At 71.0% G+C, this 17,560-nt stretch carries 18 protein-coding genes and 1 tRNA gene; 4 read left to right on the forward strand and 15 right to left on the reverse strand.

The window, feature by feature from the left end; genetic code table 11:
* The first annotated feature begins 26 nt into the window (after window positions 1-26).
* A complete protein-coding gene (locus U9J66_RS15715) occupies window positions 27-1,205 on the forward strand; it encodes an epoxide hydrolase family protein (RefSeq protein WP_326338034.1) in 1,179 nt (392 codons plus the stop codon).
* Between the two features lie 24 nt (window positions 1,206-1,229).
* On the opposite strand, the gene U9J66_RS15720 is transcribed toward U9J66_RS15715, so the two are convergent.
* The 3 genes from U9J66_RS15720 to U9J66_RS15730 all read right to left on the reverse strand — a co-directional run bounded on the left by U9J66_RS15720 (window position 1,230) and on the right by U9J66_RS15730 (window position 3,245).
* Window positions 1,230-2,105: a LysR family transcriptional regulator gene (locus U9J66_RS15720; protein ID WP_161110343.1), complete on the reverse strand. Its 876-nt coding sequence runs from the start codon at window positions 2,103-2,105 to the stop codon at window positions 1,230-1,232.
* A 30-nt stretch (window positions 2,106-2,135) separates the two neighbouring features.
* Complete coding sequence (locus U9J66_RS15725) at window positions 2,136-2,606, reverse strand: anthrone oxygenase family protein (RefSeq protein ID WP_326338036.1); 471 nt, start codon at window positions 2,604-2,606, stop codon at window positions 2,136-2,138.
* Between the two features lie 63 nt (window positions 2,607-2,669).
* Window positions 2,670-3,245 carry a dihydrofolate reductase family protein gene (locus U9J66_RS15730; protein WP_161110345.1) on the reverse strand — a complete coding sequence of 192 codons (576 nt, stop codon included), beginning with the start codon at window positions 3,243-3,245 and terminating at the stop codon, window positions 2,670-2,672.
* A gap of 222 nt (window positions 3,246-3,467) precedes the next feature.
* Here U9J66_RS15730 and U9J66_RS15735 point away from each other — a divergent pair, with 222 nt between their 5' ends.
* Window positions 3,468-3,983: a GNAT family N-acetyltransferase gene (locus tag U9J66_RS15735; protein ID WP_161110346.1), complete on the forward strand. Its 516-nt coding sequence runs from the start codon at window positions 3,468-3,470 to the stop codon at window positions 3,981-3,983.
* A gap of 67 nt (window positions 3,984-4,050) precedes the next feature.
* Here the strand turns inward: U9J66_RS15735 and U9J66_RS15740 are convergent.
* The 4 genes from U9J66_RS15740 to nadD form a co-directional block, all read right to left on the reverse strand.
* A tRNA-Ala gene (locus U9J66_RS15740) sits at window positions 4,051-4,123 on the reverse strand.
* A gap of 78 nt (window positions 4,124-4,201) precedes the next feature.
* A complete protein-coding gene (locus U9J66_RS15745) occupies window positions 4,202-4,825 on the reverse strand; it encodes a histidine phosphatase family protein (protein ID WP_014913107.1) in 624 nt (207 codons plus the stop codon).
* Between the two features lie 42 nt (window positions 4,826-4,867).
* On the reverse strand, window positions 4,868-5,266 hold the full coding sequence (gene rsfS, locus U9J66_RS15750; RefSeq protein WP_026124861.1) for a ribosome silencing factor: 399 nt from the start codon (window positions 5,264-5,266) through the stop codon (window positions 4,868-4,870).
* A gap of 76 nt (window positions 5,267-5,342) precedes the next feature.
* Window positions 5,343-5,996, reverse strand: coding sequence for a nicotinate-nucleotide adenylyltransferase (gene nadD / locus U9J66_RS15755; protein ID WP_326338135.1), 654 nt, complete (start codon window positions 5,994-5,996; stop codon window positions 5,343-5,345).
* 232 nt (window positions 5,997-6,228) lie between these two features.
* Between nadD and U9J66_RS15760 the strand changes: the two genes are divergently transcribed.
* Window positions 6,229-7,290: a M48 family metallopeptidase gene (locus U9J66_RS15760; RefSeq protein ID WP_014908890.1), complete on the forward strand. Its 1,062-nt coding sequence runs from the start codon at window positions 6,229-6,231 to the stop codon at window positions 7,288-7,290.
* Window positions 7,291-7,360: 70 nt separating this feature from the next.
* Here U9J66_RS15760 and U9J66_RS15765 read toward each other — a convergent pair whose 3' ends face one another.
* From U9J66_RS15765 to U9J66_RS15780, 4 genes are read right to left on the reverse strand one after another with little or no spacing between them, the layout of a single operon-like run.
* Entirely contained in the window at window positions 7,361-8,086 is a 726-nt protein-coding gene (locus U9J66_RS15765) for an alpha/beta hydrolase family protein (RefSeq protein ID WP_161110347.1), read from the reverse strand.
* On the reverse strand, window positions 8,067-10,481 hold the full coding sequence (locus U9J66_RS15770; RefSeq protein WP_326338136.1) for a bifunctional salicylyl-CoA 5-hydroxylase/oxidoreductase: 2,415 nt from the start codon (window positions 10,479-10,481) through the stop codon (window positions 8,067-8,069). The genes U9J66_RS15765 and U9J66_RS15770 overlap by 20 nt, the downstream gene beginning before the upstream one ends.
* 44 nt (window positions 10,482-10,525) lie before the next feature.
* Complete coding sequence (locus U9J66_RS15775) at window positions 10,526-12,142, reverse strand: AMP-binding protein (RefSeq protein ID WP_326338038.1); 1,617 nt, start codon at window positions 12,140-12,142, stop codon at window positions 10,526-10,528.
* A gap of 39 nt (window positions 12,143-12,181) precedes the next feature.
* Window positions 12,182-13,306 carry an acyl-CoA dehydrogenase family protein gene (locus U9J66_RS15780; RefSeq protein ID WP_042284819.1) on the reverse strand — a complete coding sequence of 375 codons (1,125 nt, stop codon included), beginning with the start codon at window positions 13,304-13,306 and terminating at the stop codon, window positions 12,182-12,184.
* A 166-nt stretch (window positions 13,307-13,472) separates the two neighbouring features.
* Here U9J66_RS15780 and U9J66_RS15785 point away from each other — a divergent pair, with 166 nt between their 5' ends.
* Window positions 13,473-14,357, forward strand: a complete 885-nt coding sequence (locus U9J66_RS15785) for a PaaX family transcriptional regulator (protein WP_042284817.1) — start codon at window positions 13,473-13,475, stop codon at window positions 14,355-14,357.
* Here the strand turns inward: U9J66_RS15785 and U9J66_RS15790 are convergent.
* The 4 genes from U9J66_RS15790 to U9J66_RS15805 all read right to left on the reverse strand — a co-directional run bounded on the left by U9J66_RS15790 (window position 14,347) and on the right by U9J66_RS15805 (window position 17,533).
* On the reverse strand, window positions 14,347-14,772 hold the full coding sequence (locus U9J66_RS15790) for a RidA family protein (protein WP_017533787.1): 426 nt from the start codon (window positions 14,770-14,772) through the stop codon (window positions 14,347-14,349). The genes U9J66_RS15785 and U9J66_RS15790 overlap by 11 nt on opposite strands.
* Window positions 14,772-15,599: an enoyl-CoA hydratase family protein gene (locus U9J66_RS15795; RefSeq protein ID WP_017533786.1), complete on the reverse strand. Its 828-nt coding sequence runs from the start codon at window positions 15,597-15,599 to the stop codon at window positions 14,772-14,774. Before U9J66_RS15795 ends, U9J66_RS15790 begins: the two co-directional genes overlap by 1 nt.
* Window positions 15,596-16,360: an SDR family NAD(P)-dependent oxidoreductase gene (locus tag U9J66_RS15800; protein ID WP_326338040.1), complete on the reverse strand. Its 765-nt coding sequence runs from the start codon at window positions 16,358-16,360 to the stop codon at window positions 15,596-15,598. The genes U9J66_RS15795 and U9J66_RS15800 overlap by 4 nt, the downstream gene beginning before the upstream one ends.
* A gap of 198 nt (window positions 16,361-16,558) precedes the next feature.
* Window positions 16,559-17,533: a hypothetical protein gene (locus U9J66_RS15805; protein WP_326338041.1), complete on the reverse strand. Its 975-nt coding sequence runs from the start codon at window positions 17,531-17,533 to the stop codon at window positions 16,559-16,561.
* Window positions 17,534-17,560: the final 27 nt, after the last annotated feature.

Raw genomic sequence — 17,560 nt, forward strand, 5'->3', positions numbered from 1 at the left:
ACCTCCACGCCTCCTAGCGTGCTCCCATGAACGACGCACAGTGGGATCCGCGTGGAATCCACCCTTTCCGCATCGACATCCCCCAGGGGGAACTGACCGATCTGAACGCACGTCTGGCCGCCACCCGTTGGCCGGCCGGGGCGCCCGGGGCGGGCTGGGAGCGCGGGGTGCCGGTCTCCTATCTGAAGGAGCTCGTCGAGCACTGGCGCACCGGCTACGACTGGCGCGTCCACGAGACGGAGATCAACGCCCACCCCCAGTTCGTCACCGAGGTGGACGGTCAGACCGTGCACTTCCTCCACGTCCGTTCGCCCGAGCCCGACGCCGTGCCGCTGCTCCTACTGCACGGCTGGCCGGGGACGTTCGCCGACTTCCTGGACGTGATCGGGCCGCTGTCCGACCCGCGCTCGCACGGTGGTGACCCCGGCGACGCGTTCCACCTGGTGATCCCCTCCCTGCCGGGGTTCGGCCTCTCCGTCCCCCTGGCCGGCCCCGGCATGGACGTCGCCCGCATGGCCGGGGTGTTCGTGGAGCTGATGGACCGGCTGGGGTACGACCGCTACGGGGTCCAGGGCTACGACACCGGTTCCCTCGTGGCACCGGAGGTGGGGCGTCGGGCGCCCGATCGGGTGATCGGGGCGCACCTCAACGCCCTGCTCGCCTTCCCTTACGGGGACGAGGACACCGAGGGTCTGGAAGGGGCCGACCTGCGCCGTTGGGAGGCGATGCGCGACTTCAACGACGCCTACCTGAGGTGCAACTCCCTGCGTCCCTGGACGGTGGCGTACGGGCTGACCGATTCGCCCGTGGGACAGCTCGCCTGGATGGTGGAGAAGTTCAAGGAGCTCTCCATGCCCGAGGAGGCCCTTCCGGAGGAGAGCATCGACCGCGACCGGATCCTCACCACCGTCTCCCTGTACTGGCTGACCGCCACCGCCGGTTCGTCGGCGCAGATCTACTACGAGGAGATGAGCGCGAACGACTGGAGCGCCGACGAGGGCTCGGACGACTCGTGGGAGACCCCGGCCGGGGCGCCGACCGGGGTACTGCTCTCGGCCCACGACGTGACGGTGCGCCCCTGGGCCGAACGCGATCACGACATCGTGCGCTGGACCGAGGCGGGCCGGGGCGGCCACTTCCTGTCGTTGGAGGAGCCGGAGGTACTCGTCGACGACGTCCGCGCCTTCTTCCGCGCCCTGCGCTGATCCCCGCGCGCGGTCGGACGGGGCTCAGGGAGCGGTGGCCCGGACCGCCTCGGCGAACGCGCGGATCCGCTCGTTCTCGGTCGCCGTGCGCCACACCAGGGCCCATCGCGCCGGCGGCGCGTCGACGATCGGTCGGTACACCAGCGCGGGCAGCGGGAGGTATTCGGCGGCGTGCGCGTGCATGGGCGAGACCGCCTCGCCCGTGGCCAGGATCGGGATCATCTCCTCCGAGGTCGTGACCGTCGGCCCGAGGGGAACGGGTCTGCCGCTCGGAGTACGGCTCGGGACCAGTCCCTCCCGCCAGTACTCCGGGCGCGCGCCTCCCATCACCGGTACCTCGGCGAGATCCTCCAAGGACACCGTCCGGGCCACCGCGAGGGGGTGGGAGGCGGACATGGCGAGCACCACCGGTTCGACGTCGACCACGGGCCCGACGGTGAGGTCGGGCTCCCGGACGGGCAGCCAGAGGACGGCGACGTCGATCTCCCCGGAGCGCAACGGGCCGAACGGATCCGCGAAGGTGATCGATCGAAGGTTCGCCTCCAACCCCGGCATCCGCTCGGAGAGCCGGTCCAGGGCCGGCCCCAGCATCTCGGTCCGCCAACTGATCATGCCGATCCTGAGCGGTTCCGTCGTCCCTCGGGCCGTCAGCCTCGCGCGGTCCAGAACGTCGTGGATCGCGGCGTAGGTCTCGGAGAGTTCGTCCCGCAGCTGTTCTCCCAGCGGTGTCAGGGAGACGCGGCGACTGGTCCGCTCGAACAGTGTGCCGCCGACCCGGCGTTCGGCCTGTTTGACGATCTGGCTGACCCGCGCCGGTGTGAGGCGCAACCTCTCCGCGGTTCGACCGAAGTGCAGTTCCTCCGCGAGGGTCAGGAACACCTCGATGTCGCGCATCTCCATCGGCGGGGTCCCTTCGGATAGGGGGCGGGGTCAGACGACGATCGCGATCGCCAGGGAGGCGGCGGCGCCCACCGAGGTCAGGGTGCGCACGAGATGGGCCGTGTTCCAACGCCTCTCGAACCCTAGCCGTGCCGCGGCGAGGTCCGCCGCGGTGTCGCTCCGCGCGGCTTCGAGGTCCCGGTTCAGGGGGACGTTGACCGCCGCGGTGATCACGAACGTCGCGACGGAGCAGACCGCGCCGACGATGAGCCACGGGGGCTCCGCGCCCTCGGGCCGGAGTACGACCACGAGAACGGCGAGTACGGGCGCCCCCAGGAACACGCTCATGAACAGGCCGTTGAGGATGGCCCGGTTGATCGCGCGGAACGTGGTCACGTACGTGGCGTCGTCGACCCGTCGCAGCCCGGGGACGACGGAACAGGAGAAGGCGAAGAAGGTGCCCGCCAGTAGACCGTTGCACAGGACCGCCGCGATCAGTGCCGTGATGGATATCGGGTTCATGCGAAGCCCTTCGCTCTCATGGGGTCCCACCGCCGTGCCCCGGACGGGACGGGTCGGTGTTCGTCACGCCGCTTCCTCGGGCGCTCGAACATACTCCTCCACGACGACGCCCGAGCCGAAGACGCGGACCCCGACCGGGTCGAACCGGACCGGCCGGTAGGGGGCGTGCCCGAAGAGCGGGATCCCGTCACCGAACGCCAACGGGTTGCGCTTGAGCACCAGGCGATCGATCTCCTCGATCAGTGTCCCCGCCAGGCCGCCACCTCCGCAGAGGTAGATGCCCGCCCCGTCCTCGGCCTTCAACTCACGTACGCGCGCGACCGGGTCGGAGGTCACCTCGATGCCCTCGTGGACCTCACGTTCCCGCGAGGAGGCGACGATCTGCCGCAGGTGCGGATAGGGGTTCGGGTTCGACGGGTCGAGCGTGTAGGTGTCCCACCCCATGATCACCGTGTCGAATCGGGTGAGCGGGGCGCGCACGCCCATCGCGTCCAGGAGCACACCGGGGATCGCGTCGGTGAACTCCTCGGTGAGCTGCGGCGCGTGGTCGCCCTCCATGAGGAAGCGGTCGAAGGCCCCGTCCGGAGCAGCGATGTGCCCATCGATGGAGACGGCGATGTAGTAGACGAGTTCACGCATGTCGGCCCTTCGGGTCGTGTTCGGATCCGGCTCCGACAGGTTCCCGTCACCTTCCGCCCCGGATCAACGGCCGTTCCGGGCACGATCGTCAAGCCCGACTTAACGATCCTGTCGTCATCGTGGATTGATCACCCCACCCCCTCCGAGCACTCTGGACACACGCCCTCCGAGAGGGCCCGGTCGTGCCCGAGCGCCGACCGACCATCGCCACAGGAAGTCCACATGATCGCTCTGACCACCCCTCCCCGACTCGCCCCGCCGACCACGAGGGTGCGCGTCTCCTATCTCACCGGAGAGCAGGCCGACAGCGTCCACCGCGGCCGGGACACGGACTGGCTCGCCGACGCCGCACGGGACTTCGACGGTTTCGTCGCGGACCGTGTCGGTGTGCGAGAACGCTGGGGCGTCCCGTCCGAGGTCTTCTGGTTCACCTCGGACGAGCACTACATCGGTTCCCTGGTCGTGCGCCATGAACCGCCCGAGGACGACCTGGGCGGTCACATCGGCTACCACGTCGTCCGACCGTGGCACCGGCGGGGCCACGCGACGGAGATGCTCCGTCAGGCGACGGTGATCGCCCGCGGCCTCGGCATCGACCGACTCCTTCTCACCGTCGAGGAGGACAACGGGCCTTCCCTGCGGGTCATCGAGAAGAACGGCGGCGTCCACGACGGGAGGAACCCCGACGGTCAACTGCGTCTGTGGATCGACACCGCCTCGGTCCCGTCGGACGGGTGACCCCGGAGAACGCGAAGAACCCCGCCTCGCGTGAGCGTGAGACGGGGTTCTCGATGCCTTATATAAGTGGAGCTATGGGGATTCGAACCCCAGACCTCCTCCATGCCATGGAGGCGCGCTACCAACTGCGCCATAGCCCCTTGTGGGAGTCTTCCGGGCCCGTGCCCTTCCGACTCCCTGAACCTTAGCGGATATCGGCCCGTTCGTCGAAACGACGATCAGGCGTCGTCGCTGAGGACGACCGGCTCCGGCAGGCTGGCCGCGTTGTGCTCCATGAGTCGCCATTCCGGACCGCGACGCTGTAGGACCGACCAACAGCAGTTGCTGAGCGGGCCGAGGAGCTCACGGCGCTCGTCGGGGATGCCCAGCATGCGGGAGATCCCGACCCTGACCGCGGCGCCGTGGCTCACGATGACCAGCAGACCGCCGGCCGGGGTCTTGGCGATACCGCGTTCGACGGCGGCCGTCATCCGGTCGCCGACCTCGGAGATGTTCTCTCCGTCCGGGATGTCCATACGGGCGTGCTCGACCGGCCAACGCCGGGAGAGCTCGTCGGCGGTGAGCCCCTCCCAGGAGCCGCCGAACCGCTCGCGCAGACCCTTGTCGTACTCCACCGCGAGCCCCGAGGCACGCGAGAGGTACCCGGCGGTGTCGGCGGCGCGCTTGAGATCGGACGCGACGATGACGTCGGGGCCGAGGGTGGCCAACAGCCGACCGGCCCGTTCGGCCTGCGCGTGGCCGACCGGGTCGAGGTCGATGTCGGTCTGTCCCTGGAAGCGTTTCTCGACGTTCCAGGTGGTGCGTCCGTGCCGCCAGAACAGCACACGAGGGGCGTCGCTCACGTGGTGTGTCCTTCTCCTCCGGCGGCCCAGGGCCGCGATCTCCTACTGCTCGTCCAGAGGGGTGCGCTCGGCGCCCCGGGACTTCTCGGGAAGGTCGATCTCGGGGCAGTCCTTCCAGAGGCGCTCGAGGCCGTAGACCCCGCGCTCCTCCTCGTGCTGGACGTGCACGACGATCTCGCTGTAGTCCAGCAGGACCCAGCGCCCGTCGCGCTCTCCCTCGCGGCGGAGCGGCTTGGCGCCCGCCTTGATGCGCAGCTGATCCTCGACCTCGTCGACGATGGCGCGGACCTGGCGGTCGTTGGGCGCCGAGCACAGGACGAAGGCATCGGTGATGACGAGCTGTTCGCTGACGTCGTAGGCGATGACCTCCTGCGCGAGTTTGTCGGCGGCGGCCTCTGCGGCGACCTGGACGAGTTCCACTGCCCTGTCGGTGGCTGTCACGTTGTGCTTGCTGCCTTACTTGATCGGGTGTCGACCGGCGGCGATCCGTGAACCCGTCGGGTCCGCGGTCCGCGGCTCAGGACTCCAGGTAGAGCCCGGTCTTGTTGATGTATCGGACGATGCCGTCGGGTACCAGGTACCAGATGGGTTCGCCCTTGCGAACGCGTTCGCGACACTCTGTGGAGGAGATGGCGAGCGCGGGGACCTCCACCAGGGAGACCTTGCCCTTGGGCAGGCCAGGGTCGCTGAGATGGTGTCCGGGCCGGTTACAGCCTACGAAATGCGCGAGCTCGAAGAGTTCGTCGACGTTGTGCCAACTGAGGATGGCGCCGAGCGCGTCCGCCCCGGTGATGAAGTACAGCTCCACGTCGGGACCGTAGGAGGCCCTCATCTGTCGGAGGGTGTCCAGGGTGTAGGTGGGCCCCGAACGGTCGATCTCGGCCCGGTCGACCCTGAACTGGGGGTTCTCCGCCGTCGCGATGACCGTCATGAGGTAGCGGTCCTCGGAGGGCGTGACCTTGTCCAGGTCCTTCTGCCAGGGCTGGCCCGTGGGCACGAAGACCACCTCGTCGAGCCCGAAGAGGTGGGCGACCTCACTCGCCGCCACGAGGTGCCCGTGGTGGATGGGGTCGAAGGTGCCGCCCATGATGCCGACCTTGGTCGGAGAGGAGCCGCCCCGACGCGCGAGGGAACCCCCCTCGGGGTGGGCACCCGTGGCCTGGTCCGTCACTGTGCGCTCCGTTTCGCCGTGGTCGCTGCCGTGGTTTCCGGTTTCGGCCAACCGAGATTAGCCGACGCGGAACACCCGAGGAGGTGGACTTTTCGCGAAGCCTCCCGCAACCGCTCGAACAAGGAGTCCGCCGGCTTCCTTCCCCGGTCTCCGAGCGGGCACACACGAACGCGTCATATCTCGTTGGGCGTAAACCGTGGCCAAGCCGCATCGTGACGCATAGCATGCCGATATGGCCAACTCACCAGATCGCGTCCGTGTCCGGCTCTCAGAGATCTCGCCGCGTGCCTACGAGCACCCCGCCGACCGTGGCGCGCTGGTCGCTCTGCGGTCCCTCACGGGCTTCGACACCCTCGTCAAGTCCCTTTTCGGTCGGATCAACGAGCGCACCCTACGCCTCATGTTCCTCTCCAGCGCCGTGCGGGTGAGCCCCACCCAGTTCCCGGAGCTGCACGACTACCTCAGGGACGCCGCCTACGTCCTGGACCTCGACGAGGTGCCCGAGCTCTACGTCAAGATGGACCCCCAGCCCAACGCCATGGCGATCGGGCGCAAGAAGCCGTTCATCGTCATGACGACCGGGCTGTTCGACCTCTTCGACGCCGAGGAGAAGCGGTTCGTCATCGGCCACGAGGTCGGCCACGTCCTCAGCGGTCACTCCCTCTACCGCACCCTCCTGCTCCTGCTGGTGTGGCTGTCCACCAAGATCATGTGGATCCCGCTCGGCGCCATCGCCATCCAGGCGATCCTGTCCGGGCTGCGGGAATGGCAGCGCAAGTCCGAGCTCTCCAGCGACCGGGCCGGTCTGCTCACCTGCCAGAACCCGGACGCGGCCAAGCGGGCCCTGATGAAGCTCGCCGGCGGCTCCAACCTGTCCCAGATGAACCCCGACGCGTTCATGGAGCAGGCGCGCGAGTACGAGGGCGGCGGCGACGCCGTCGACAGCGTCCTCAAGCTGATGACCACCCTGCCCGCCAGCCACCCGTTCGCGGTGGTCCGCGTGGCGGAGCTGCACCGCTGGGTCGAGAAGGGCGACTACCAGAGGATCATCGACGGCGACTACCCGCGCCGTTCCTCCGACCGCGACACCAAGGTCACCGAGGAGGCCGGTCACGCGGCCCGTTCCTACCGGGAGGAGTGGAACCGCACCAGCGACCCGCTGGTCACCACCCTGCGCGGGGTGGCCGACGGCGCCGGGCGCGCGGGCGGCCGACTCTTCGACTCGGTGGCCGACCGCTGGCGCAACGGCGGCGGCCAGAACGGCTCGACCCAGGGCGGCGGGGAGAGCAACTGACGGCGACCTCGGGGGCCACCGTGCACCGATCGGGGCGGGACGGTCCGGGGGGATCGCCCGCCCCTTCGCGTCAGCGGCCCCCGACGGGCCCCAGGACCTCGCGTACGGTGCGCCAGGCGACGCTCGTGGGATCGACGACGGCGAAGTGGTCCTCGCCGGGGATCTCCCGATAGTCGACCGGGTCGCCCGCCAGGCGGGCCGCGTCGACGTAGTCGCGGCTGTGCTCGACCGGGACGCGCTGGTCGGCGTCCCCGTGCACGATCAGTTGAGGGATTCCGAGGGGCAGCCGGTGCAGGGGCGAGGACTCGGCGTACTCCTCGGGTGAGGGGTCGGCCCCGAGGAAGGGCTCGACGGCCCCCTCCCCCAGGCCCGCCTCGGCGCAGCGGCGCAGGTCGGTGATGGGGGCCAGCGCCACCACGGAGGCGACCGGCGAGTCCGCCGCGGTCAGCAGGGCCAGATGGCCGCCCGCGGAATGTCCGACGGCCACCACCCGGGAGAGGTCCAGCCCCTCCTCCCGTTCGGCCGTCTCCGCCAGGAGGTCCAGGGCCCGGGCGACGTCGTCGACGCTCTGCGGCCAGCCCCCTCCGTCCGCTCCGGTCCGGCGGTACTCGACGTTCCACACCGCCCACCCGGCGGCGGCCAGGTCCCGGGCCAGGGGGTCCATGAGACGGGCGTCGTGGAGGTCGCGCCACCAGCCCCCGTGGAGCAGGACCGCGACCGGGGCCGGCCCGGAGGAGGCCTCGGGGTCCCGGCGGTGGACGATCTGACTGGAGTGCTCACCGTAGGCGGTCGCCATCGCGTTCTTCCTCGCTCCCTCGGGGTTCCGGGGCGCTTCGCACGGTGTCCGGTCGCCATCGCCGGTGCCGGGCGGCGTCGTCCCTGTCGGAGGAACGTAGCAGTTCCAGCCGGGGGCGGGGGGAGTCGGTGCGGCCGGTGGGGGGTCTGCGGCTCCCCGCCCGGAACGGGGTCGGCCAGGTCGCCCCGGGACCCGAGTAGTCCCGTTCGGCGGCGGCGTGCAGGGTCCAGTGCGGGTCGTACAGATGGGGCCGGCCCAGGGCGCACAGGTCGGCGCGGCCGGCCAGGATCGTGGAGTTGACGTCGTCGTGGGAGGAGATGGCGCCGACCGCGATGACGGGGACCCCGAGTTCCCGGCGGATCCTCTCGGCGAAGGGCACCTGATAGCTGCGCCCGAACGCCGGACTTTCGTCGGGGGTGACCTGTCCTGTGGAGACGTCGATGACGTCGGCCCCCGCCGCGACCAGGGCGCGGGAGATCTCCACGGCGTCCTCGGCGGTGGTGCCGTCCTCGACCCAGTCGGTCGCCGAGATGCGCACGGAGAGGGGCTTGTGCTCGGGCCAGGCCTCCCTGATCGCGGACAGGACCTCCACCGGGTAGCGGAGCCGCCCGGTGAGATCGCCCCCGTAGGCGTCGTCCCGATGGTTGGTGATCGGGGACAGGAAGGAGGAGAGCAGGTAGCCGTGGGCGCAGTGGAGTTCGAGCAGATCGAAACCGGCCCGGTCGGCGGCCCGGGCGGCGGCGACGAAGTCGTCGCGGATCCCGTCCATGGCGGCCCGGTCCAACGCGCGCGGCACCTGGTTGACGCCCTCCCGGTAGGGCAGGGGCGAGGGGGCCACCAGGGGCCAGCCGCCCTCGGGCAGGGGCCGGTCGATGCCCTCCCACATCAGACGCGTCGCTCCCTTGCGTCCGGCGTGGCCGAGCTGGACACCGATCCGGGCCCGGCTGTGGGTGTGCGCGAAGTCGGTGACGCGACGCCAGGCCGCCTCGTGTTCGGGCCGGTACATGCCCGCGCATCCGGGTGTGATGCGGGCCTCCGGGGAGACGCACACCATCTCGGTCATCACCAGCCCGGCCCCGCCGAGCGCCTTCCCGCCCAGGTGGACGAGGTGGAAGTCGCCCGGGGTGCCGTCGATGGACGAGTACATGTCCATGGCCGAGACCACGACCCGGTTGTCCAGCTCCAGCCCGCCCAGGCGGAAGGGGTGGAACATCGGCGGGCGCGGCGTGGGGTCGGCGGGGTTCGCCTCGCGGGCGAAGATCTCGTCGACGCGGGCGACGAACCCCGGATCGCGCATCCGCAGGTTGTCGTAGGTGACCCGGCGGCTGCGGGTGAGCAGGTCGAAGGCGAACGCGTGCGGGTCGGCGTCGACGTGCCGGTGGATGCCCTCGAACCATTCCAGGCTGGCCTGGGCCGCGCGCTGGACGCCGGCCACGACGGGGCGGCGTTCGTCCTCGTAGGCGGCGAGCGCGGTCTCGACGGTGGGGTTCTCGCGTAGGCAGGCGGTGAGGGCGAGGGCGTCCTCCATGGCCAGTTTGGTCCCCGAGCCGATGGAGAAGTGCGCGGTGTGGGCGGCGTCGCCCAGGAGCACGATGTTGCCGTGGCGCCAGGTGCGGTTGCGCACGGTGGTGAAACGCTGCCAGTGGGAGTTGTTGGGCAGCAGTCGGTGCCCGCCCAGGACGTCGGCGAAGAGCTCCTCGCAGCGCGCGATCGAGTCGAGGTCGCTCCGCCCCGGGGCCGTGCGCGGATCGGTGAACCCGGCGGCCTCCCAGACCGACTCCGCCATCTCCACGATGAACGTACTGCGCTCCCGCGAGTAGGGGTAGCCGTGCGCCTGCACGATCCCGTACGGGGTGCGCAGGACGTGGAAGTTGAAGGCGTCCAGGACCAGGTCCGTGCCGAGCCACATGAACCGGTTGTGGCGCTGTTCGAGGGTGGTCCCGAAATGGTCCGCGTAGGTGCTCCGGGTGAGGCTGTTGACCCCGTCGGCGGCCACCACGAGGTCGTACTCGGCCGCCAGTTCCGCCGCGGGCGGGGCCTCGGTTCGGGTGAGGATCCGTACGCCGAGTTCGGCGCAACGGGCGCGCAGGATCCGGAGGAGCCGTTGCCGGCCGATCGCGGCGAAACCGTGTCCCCCCGACGTGGTGACGGTGCCGTCGATGTGGACGTCGATGTCGTCCCAGCGCGCGAACTCCCCGGCCATCTCCCGGTAGATCCGAGGGTCGGCGTGCTCGATCCCGCCGAGGGTCTCGTCGGAGAGCACCACGCCGAACCCGAAGGTGTCGTCGGGGGCGTTGCGTTCGTAGACGGTGATCTCGTGGCCCACGCCGAGCCGCCGGGCCAGGGCCGCGAAGTACAGTCCGGCGGGACCTCCGCCGATACACGCGACGCGCATCGCTCCGCCCTCCCGATCGTCGATGTTCCCTCGGAGGTCCTCGGTCACGGGGTCTCCTCCCGCAGCCGGAAGCGCTGGAGCTTGCCGGTGGCGGTCCTCGGCAGGGCGGGCACGAAGACCACCGAGCGCGGCGCCTTGTAGGGGGAGATCCGGGACCGTACGTGCTCGCGCAGACGTTCGGCCGTCCCGTCGTCGGCCTCGATCCCCGGTTCCAGGACCACGTAGGCGCGCACGATCGGCCCGCGTTCGGGGCCCTCCACCCCGACCACCGCGGCCTCCACCACCTCGGGCGAGGAGAGCAGCGCCTCCTCGACCTCGGCGGGGGCGATGTTGTAGCCGGCCGAGACGATCATGTCGTCACTGCGCGCCCGGTACCAGAAGTAGCCGTCCTCGTCGCGGACGTAGGTGTCCCCCGTGTGGTTCCATCCGTGGCGGACGTACTCGGTCTGCCGGTCGTCGTCCAGGTAGCGGCAGCCGACGGGGCCCCGGACCGCCAGGTGTCCGGGTTCGCCGTCGGGGACCGGCGTCCCCTCGTCGTCCAGGACCGCGGCGGTGTAGCCGGGGACCGGGCGGCCGGTGGAGCCCGGACGCATGTGCGCGTCGTCGGAGGAGAGGAAGATGTGCAGCATCTCGGTGGCGCCGATGCCGTCGAGCAGCCGTACCCCCGTCGCCTCGTACCAGGCGTGCCAGGTGGCGGCCGGCAGGTGTTCGCCCGCCGACACGCAGCGGCGCAGGGAGGAGAGGTCGCGTCCGGCGCGCCCGGCCAGCATGGTCCGGTAGGCCGTGGGGGCGGTGAACAGCACCGTGACGCCGTGGTCGACGACCGCGTCCATCAACGCCTCGGGGCGGGGGCGCTCCAACAGGACGGTGGCGGCCCCGGCGCGTAACGGGAAGATCAGGAGCCCGCCCAGGCCGAAGGTGAAGGCGAAGGGCGGACTCCCGGCGAACAGGTCGTCGGGGGTGGGTCGGAGCACCCGGGCCGAGTAGGTGTCGGCGATGGTGAGCACGTCGCGGTGGAAGTGCACGCAGCCCTTGGGCGTCCCGGTGGTGCCGGAGGTGTAGGCGATCATGCAGGCGTCGTCGGCCGCGGTGGGAACGGCTGCGAACCGTCCCGGACGTCCCGCGACCCTCACGGTCAGGTCCTCGTCGCCCTCACCGCCGTAGACGAGGGTGGCGGGGGCGTCCGCGCCCAGCGAGCGCGCGGCCTCGTCGAGGTCGTCCCGGCAGCCCGCGTCGCACAGGGCGTGGGCGACCCGGGCCGCGCGCAGGATGGTGGTGAGCTCCCCGGCCCTCAGGACCGGCAGGACGGTGACGACCACTCCCCCGGCCTTGAGCACCGCCAGCCAACAGGCGGCGAGCCAGGGCGAGTTGGGGCCGCGGAGCAGCACCCTCTCCCCCGGCCTCACCCCCTGTTCGGCGACCAGTACGTGGGCGATACGGTCCACCCGGTCCCGCAGCCCGCCGTAGGTGAGCTCCTCGTCCGCACCGACCACACAGCGCCGATCCGCGCCGTACCGCCCGATGGTGCCGTCCAGCAGCTCCTCCGCGCAGTTGATCCGCTCCGGGTACTCCAGGGGTTCGATGACCGGCCACCGCTCCGGAGGCGGCAGGTGGTCGCGGGTGAAGGTGTCCTCGTGCGCGGTCACGGGCGGGTTCGACATGGCTGGACCTCCGGGCTCGGGGTGCGACAGCGGGGCGGGCTACATGTGACGGGCGATGATCTGGCGCTGGACCTCCGAGGCGCCCTCGTAGATCCGAGGGGCGCGGACCTCCCGGTAGAGGTGCTCGAGCAGGTGGCCCCGGCGCAGGGCACGGGCCCCGTGGAGTTGGACGGCGGAGTCGACCACGTACTGGGCGGTCTCCGTGGCGAAGAGCTTGGCCATGGCCGCCTTGAGCGTGACCTCCGGACCGTCGGCGTCGTACTCCGCGGCCGCCGCGTAGACCAGTAGGCGGGCGGCCTCGGTGCGGGTGGCCATCTCCGCCAGGGTGTGGGCGACCGTCTGGAGGCCGGAGAGCGGGCCGCCGAAGGCCCGACGGTCCCCCGTGTGCTCCCGGGCCGCTTCCAAGGCGGCCCGGGCCATGCCGACGGCGAAGGCGCCGACACTGGGCCGGAACAGGTCCAGGGTGCGCATGGCCACGGCGAACCCCTGCCCCGGGACACCGATCACGTCCTCGGGGCCGACCTCGACCCCGTCGAAGACCAGATGGCCCAGGGCGTGCGGGGAGAGCATCTCCAACGGGGTGCCGTGGAGGCCGGGACGGTCGGCGGGGACGCAGTAGGCGGTGACGCCCCGCGACCGGGTACCGGGGGTGGTGCGGGCGAAGACGGTGTAGAAGTCGGCGTCGGGGGCATTGGAGATCCACGTCTTCTCGCCGTACAGGCGACGGCCGTCGCCGAACGGTTCGGCCCGCAGCGCCAAGGCGGCCGCGTCGGAGCCCGCGTCGGGTTCGGTCAGGGCGAAGGCGGCCACCGCGCGACCGGCCGCCGCCTCGGGCACCCAACGTCGACGCTGCCGTTCGGTGCCGGATTGGAGGAGCGGATAGGTGCCCAGCCCCTGGAGGGCCAGGGCGGTCTCGGCGTGGGTGTCGACCCGGGCCAGGTGTTCCCGCAGCAGGCACAGCCGGGTGGCCGGGGCCTCACGAAGCGGTCCGCCGTCGGCCGTACCGGGAAAGAGCGCGGGGAGCAGACCGGACGCGCCGAGACGCCGGAGCAGGTCCCGGTCGACGCGGCCGGGTTCTCGTGGGGGGACGGTGTCGAGTCCGGCGGCGCGCTCCGCGACCCACCGTGCGAACTCGTGGTCGTCGTCGTTCGGTGGGAGCCCCATGGGCGACCTCGACTCTCTCGGGTTCCTGTTCCCCCTCCTCGACGATGCATCCTCGACGTGACGATCGTCAAGAGAGCTATATGAAGTTCCCGTCCGGCTTCTCCCTGGAAACGGTCGAAGCCAGGTGGAAAGGGGGCTTCTCCGCACGAGTGGATATCGTGTCCTCATGATCCCCAACAGCGAACGGGAAGAGGCGGTGTCCGGATCCTCCGACACCGACCGGGTCCTACGAGGGCCGCGCTCCCTGATCGTGTCGTTCTTCGGCACTTACGCCCGCGACGTGGGCGGATGGGTGGGGGTGGCCGACCTCATCGCGTTGATGGCCGATCTGGACGTCGACGGACCCTCGGTACGCTCCGCGGTCTCCCGCCTCAAACGGCGTGGCCTGCTGGTGTCCGAACGCCTGGGCGGGGCCGCCGGCTACCGGTTGTCGGAGGAGGGCCGGCGCATCCTCGCCGAGGGCGATCGCCGCATCTTCGGGCATCGGGTCGCCCGGGTCGAGGACGGTTGGGTCCTCGTGGTGTTCTCGGTGCCCGAGTCCGAGCGGAGCCGCCGGCACGCGTTGCGCTCACGGTTGACCCGGTCGGGGTTCGGGACCACGGCCGCCGGGGTGTGGGTGGCCCCGGCGCACGCCACCGACCAGGCCCGGGCCACCCTGCGCGAGCTGGACATGGAGGGGTACGCCGAGCTCTTCCACGCCGACCACCTGGGCTTTCGCGATCTGTCGGAGGCCGTGGCCCGTTGGTGGGACCTGCCCGCGCTCCAGGCCATGCACGAGGGTTTCCTGACCGAGCACGAGCCGGTGTTGACCGCCTGGCGTCGTCGGAGCCTCCGGGGCGAAGAGGGTCCGCGCAGGCGGAGGGCGGCCTTCGCCGATCATCTGCGCGCGGTGGACTCCTGGCGCCGCTCGCCCTTCCTCGATCCGGGTCTGCCCCCCGAACTGCTCCCCGACGATTGGGCCGGGGGCCGCGCCGCCCGGGTCTTCTCCGACCTGCACACCCTGCTCCGCGCCCCCGCCCTGGACCACGTGAGATCCACCCTCACCCCTTGAGCACCCCCACCCCGACCAGTTCTACGAGGGCGCCCGGTTCGAACAGGTCGGCGGCGCCCACGAGCGCCATGGCGGGATAGTGCCGTCCCATGTGGGCGCGGTAGGCGCGACCGATCTCGGTCTTGACCCGCCGGTATTCGGGGACGTCGGTGGTGTAGATGGTGAGGGAGACCAGGTGTTCGGGCGCTCCCCCGCAGGCTCGGAGGGCGGTGAGGAGGTTGGCCAGGGCCAGGTCGAACTGGTCGGCGAGGGATTCGGCGGCCAGACGCCCGTCGGGTCCGGAGGCGATCTGACCGGCCAGGTGGACGGTGCTCCCCGGCGCGGCCACCACGGCCTGGGCGAACCCCGGGTTGGGGCCGAGTTCGGGTGGTGAGACGAGGGTGTGCGGTGTGGACGATGGTCGAACGGATCCCATCAGCGTCCCTTCCATCGGGGTTCGCGCCGACCGGTGAAGGCGGCGTGGAACTCGGCGTAGTCCTCGCTTCGCATGAGGAGCGCCTGGGTCATGGCCTCCAGTTCGATCGCCCCGGACAGGCTCATGTCCAGCTCCCTGGAGAGCAGCGCCTTGGTCTGGGCGTAGGCGAAGGCGGGGCCCTCCGCCAGACGTCGGGCCAGACGGTCCACGGCCGCGTCGAGTTCGTCGTCCTCGACCGGAGGGTCGATCAGTCCGACCCGTTCGGCCTCGGCGGAGTCGACGGTGTCGCCGAGCATGAGGATCCGGGTGGCGTGGCCCAGACCCACCACGCGGGGCAGCAGGTAGGCGGCGCCCATGTCCGCTCCGGCCAGGCCCACCTTGGTGAACAGGAAGGCGAACCGGGCCGAGCGCGAGGCCACCCGGAAGTCGGCGGCCAGGGCGAGGACGGCCCCGGCGCCCGCGGCGGTCCCTTGGATCCCGGCGATGATCGGGACGGGGCACTCTCGCATCGCCCGGATGACCTCGCCGGTCATGCGGGTGAAGGCGAGGAGCTCGTCGGGGGCCATCTCCAGGGTGCGGCCGATGATCTCGTCGACGTCCCCGCCCGAGCAGAACCCCCGGCCTCTACCGCGCAGGACCAGCGCGCGGGTGTCGTCGCGGTGGGGCAGTTCGAGGAGCAGGTCCCGCAGGTCCGCGTAGGCCTCGAAGGTGAGGGCGTTGAGCCGTTCGGGGCGGTTCAGGGTGACGGTGGCGACGCCGCCCTCCCGTTCCAGGTCGAAGTGGTCCCACTGTTCGGTGAAGGGCGCGGAGGCCCGGTGTCCGCTCATCGTTGTGTGTCTCCTCCGTCGATGGTGAGGGTCTGGCCGTTGACGGCCCCGGCCAGAGGGCTCGCCAGGTAGGCGACGGCGGCCGCGACCTCCTCCGGTTCGATGAGACGCCCCAGGGGTGTGGAGGCGGCCAGGGCGCGTTCGGCCCGTTCGAGGTCGCGGCCGGTGCGTTCGGCGATACGGGAGATCGAGCGTTCGGTCAGGGGCGTACGGACGAAGGAGGGGCACACGGTGTTGGCGGTGACCCCGCCGCCGGCGACCTCGGCCGCGACGGATCGGGCCAGCCCCAGGACGGCGTGTTTGGCGGCGGTGTAGGCGGCGGTGTAGCGGGAGCCGGTGTGCGCGGCGGTGGAGGCCACGAAGACGATCCGCCCCCGGTCGCGGCGGAGCATGCCGGGCAACAGCGCCCGGGTGAGTAGGAAGGCGGAGGTGGCGTTGGCGTCGAGGTGATGCCGCCACAGGTCGAGGTCGGTGTCGGCCAGAGAGGCGCTGTGGGCGTCTCCGGCGTTGTTGACCAGGACGGAGACGGGGCCGAGGGTCTCGGCCAGGGATTCGACGGTCGCCGGATCGGTGAGGTCGCCGACGCGGGTGGCGACGTGGAAGCCCCGCTCGCGGGCGGTATCGGCCAGGTCCGCGAGCCGTTCGGGGGATCGCCCCAGGGCGACCACCTCGTCCCCCGCCTCGGCGAGGGAGAGCACGACGGCCCTCCCGATACCTCCGGAGCCGCCCGAGACCACGGCGAGACGTCGCGTGTCAGCCATGCGGCGAACCTATCACTCGAACATGACCGTCGTCACGGGTTCGATATACGTCCGGAGCCCCTGAGGGAGGGGGGACGGATGAGGCGTCCGGGACGCCCAGGCCCGGCCCGGAGACGACGAAAGCGCCGACGTCCCAGGGGGCGTCGGCGCTTCGGTGAGAGGCGGGGTCGACGGTCGACCCCGGAGCCTCCGTCGTGACTAGAAGGCGGGGCCAGCCTCCATGGCCTCCTCGATGGTCTTGGCGCGGGCCTCCTCGACCTGGTCCTCCAGCTCGGCCTCGTGGGCCTCGAAGTCGGCGGTCACCTCGGCGGCGAGGGCGCGCATGGCGACCTCCTGGGTGATGACGGAACCGCGAACGCGGTTGTTGTCGCCGATCTGGGCGGTCGGGGTGTTGTTCTCGGCCACCAGGTCGCCACCGACGATGTTGTCGTCGATGTAGGCGCCGCCGGAGATACCGGTGACGGACAGATCGCCGTCGATGTAGTTGAGGGAGGCGCAGTAGGTGTCGTTGTCACCGGCGCCGACCGCGACCGGACCGGAGGCGTCGCGGTAGGTGGCGTCGCCCAGGACCTCGCTGTCGCACAGGATGCCGCCCTGCTCGGTGCCGGCGACGGTCAGGGCGCCGCGGACGACGCTGTCGTAGATGTCGGCGTAGACGGCGCCGTCGGCGTTGACCGGACCGGCGACGCGGGAGCCGTTGATGTAGAGCTCACCGGCGGTGGCGTCCACGGAGGCGGCGGAGGAGTCGACCACGAAGGTGAAGCCGTCGTTCGCGGCCCCCTCGGCGGCCTGAGCGCGCAGCGCCGAGACCGAGGTGCCGTCCTCCAGGTAGGTTCCGTAGGCTCCGTCGCTGACCACGTCGCCGTCGACGACGCTGTCGGAGGCGTCGAAGTAGGCGTCGTCGGCGACGGACACCTCACCTTCGATGGAGCCGCCGATGATGTGGAGGTTGGCTCCTCCCTCCACGGTGACGTCGCCCTTGATCGAGGTGCCGTCCAGGAAGCAGCTCGCTCCGGCCGGGACCTTCAGGTCCGTGGGCAGGGTGACCGCGCCGCCGTGTCCGGAGCACAGGGTGACCAGGCCGGCCTGGGCCGGGGTCGCCATCAGGGTGAGGCCTCCGAGGGCCAGGGCCGCCGTGGCGGTGGACGCCGCGATCTTATTCCCGAGCTTCATTCGGGGGATTTCCTTTCGTCGTGACCG

The organism is Nocardiopsis sp. LDBS1602, assembly GCF_035818715.1.
In the GTDB taxonomy this organism is placed as follows: Bacteria; Actinomycetota; Actinomycetes; order Streptosporangiales; family Streptosporangiaceae; genus Nocardiopsis; species Nocardiopsis alba.

What these genes read in the sequence shown, in the direction of transcription:
- U9J66_RS15715 (WP_326338034.1), top strand. Translation starts at nt 27, where the DNA reads ATGAACGACGCACAGTGGGATCCGCGTGGAATCCACCCTTTCCGCATC.
- U9J66_RS15720 (WP_161110343.1), bottom strand. Translation starts at nt 2,105, where the DNA reads ATGGAGATGCGCGACATCGAGGTGTTCCTGACCCTCGCGGAGGAACTG.
- U9J66_RS15725 (WP_326338036.1), bottom strand. Translation starts at nt 2,606, where the DNA reads ATGAACCCGATATCCATCACGGCACTGATCGCGGCGGTCCTGTGCAAC.
- U9J66_RS15730 (WP_161110345.1), bottom strand. Translation starts at nt 3,245, where the DNA reads ATGCGTGAACTCGTCTACTACATCGCCGTCTCCATCGATGGGCACATC.
- U9J66_RS15735 (WP_161110346.1), top strand. Translation starts at nt 3,468, where the DNA reads ATGATCGCTCTGACCACCCCTCCCCGACTCGCCCCGCCGACCACGAGG.
- U9J66_RS15760 (WP_014908890.1), top strand. Translation starts at nt 6,229, where the DNA reads ATGGCCAACTCACCAGATCGCGTCCGTGTCCGGCTCTCAGAGATCTCG.
- U9J66_RS15765 (WP_161110347.1), bottom strand. Translation starts at nt 8,086, where the DNA reads ATGGCGACCGCCTACGGTGAGCACTCCAGTCAGATCGTCCACCGCCGG.
- U9J66_RS15770 (WP_326338136.1), bottom strand. Translation starts at nt 10,481, where the DNA reads ATGCGCGTCGCGTGTATCGGCGGAGGTCCCGCCGGACTGTACTTCGCG.
- U9J66_RS15775 (WP_326338038.1), bottom strand. Translation starts at nt 12,142, where the DNA reads ATGTCGAACCCGCCCGTGACCGCGCACGAGGACACCTTCACCCGCGAC.
- U9J66_RS15780 (WP_042284819.1), bottom strand. Translation starts at nt 13,306, where the DNA reads ATGGGGCTCCCACCGAACGACGACGACCACGAGTTCGCACGGTGGGTC.
- U9J66_RS15785 (WP_042284817.1), top strand. Translation starts at nt 13,473, where the DNA reads ATGATCCCCAACAGCGAACGGGAAGAGGCGGTGTCCGGATCCTCCGAC.
- U9J66_RS15790 (WP_017533787.1), bottom strand. Translation starts at nt 14,772, where the DNA reads ATGGGATCCGTTCGACCATCGTCCACACCGCACACCCTCGTCTCACCA.
- U9J66_RS15795 (WP_017533786.1), bottom strand. Translation starts at nt 15,599, where the DNA reads ATGAGCGGACACCGGGCCTCCGCGCCCTTCACCGAACAGTGGGACCAC.
- U9J66_RS15800 (WP_326338040.1), bottom strand. Translation starts at nt 16,360, where the DNA reads ATGGCTGACACGCGACGTCTCGCCGTGGTCTCGGGCGGCTCCGGAGGT.
- U9J66_RS15805 (WP_326338041.1), bottom strand. Translation starts at nt 17,533, where the DNA reads ATGAAGCTCGGGAATAAGATCGCGGCGTCCACCGCCACGGCGGCCCTG.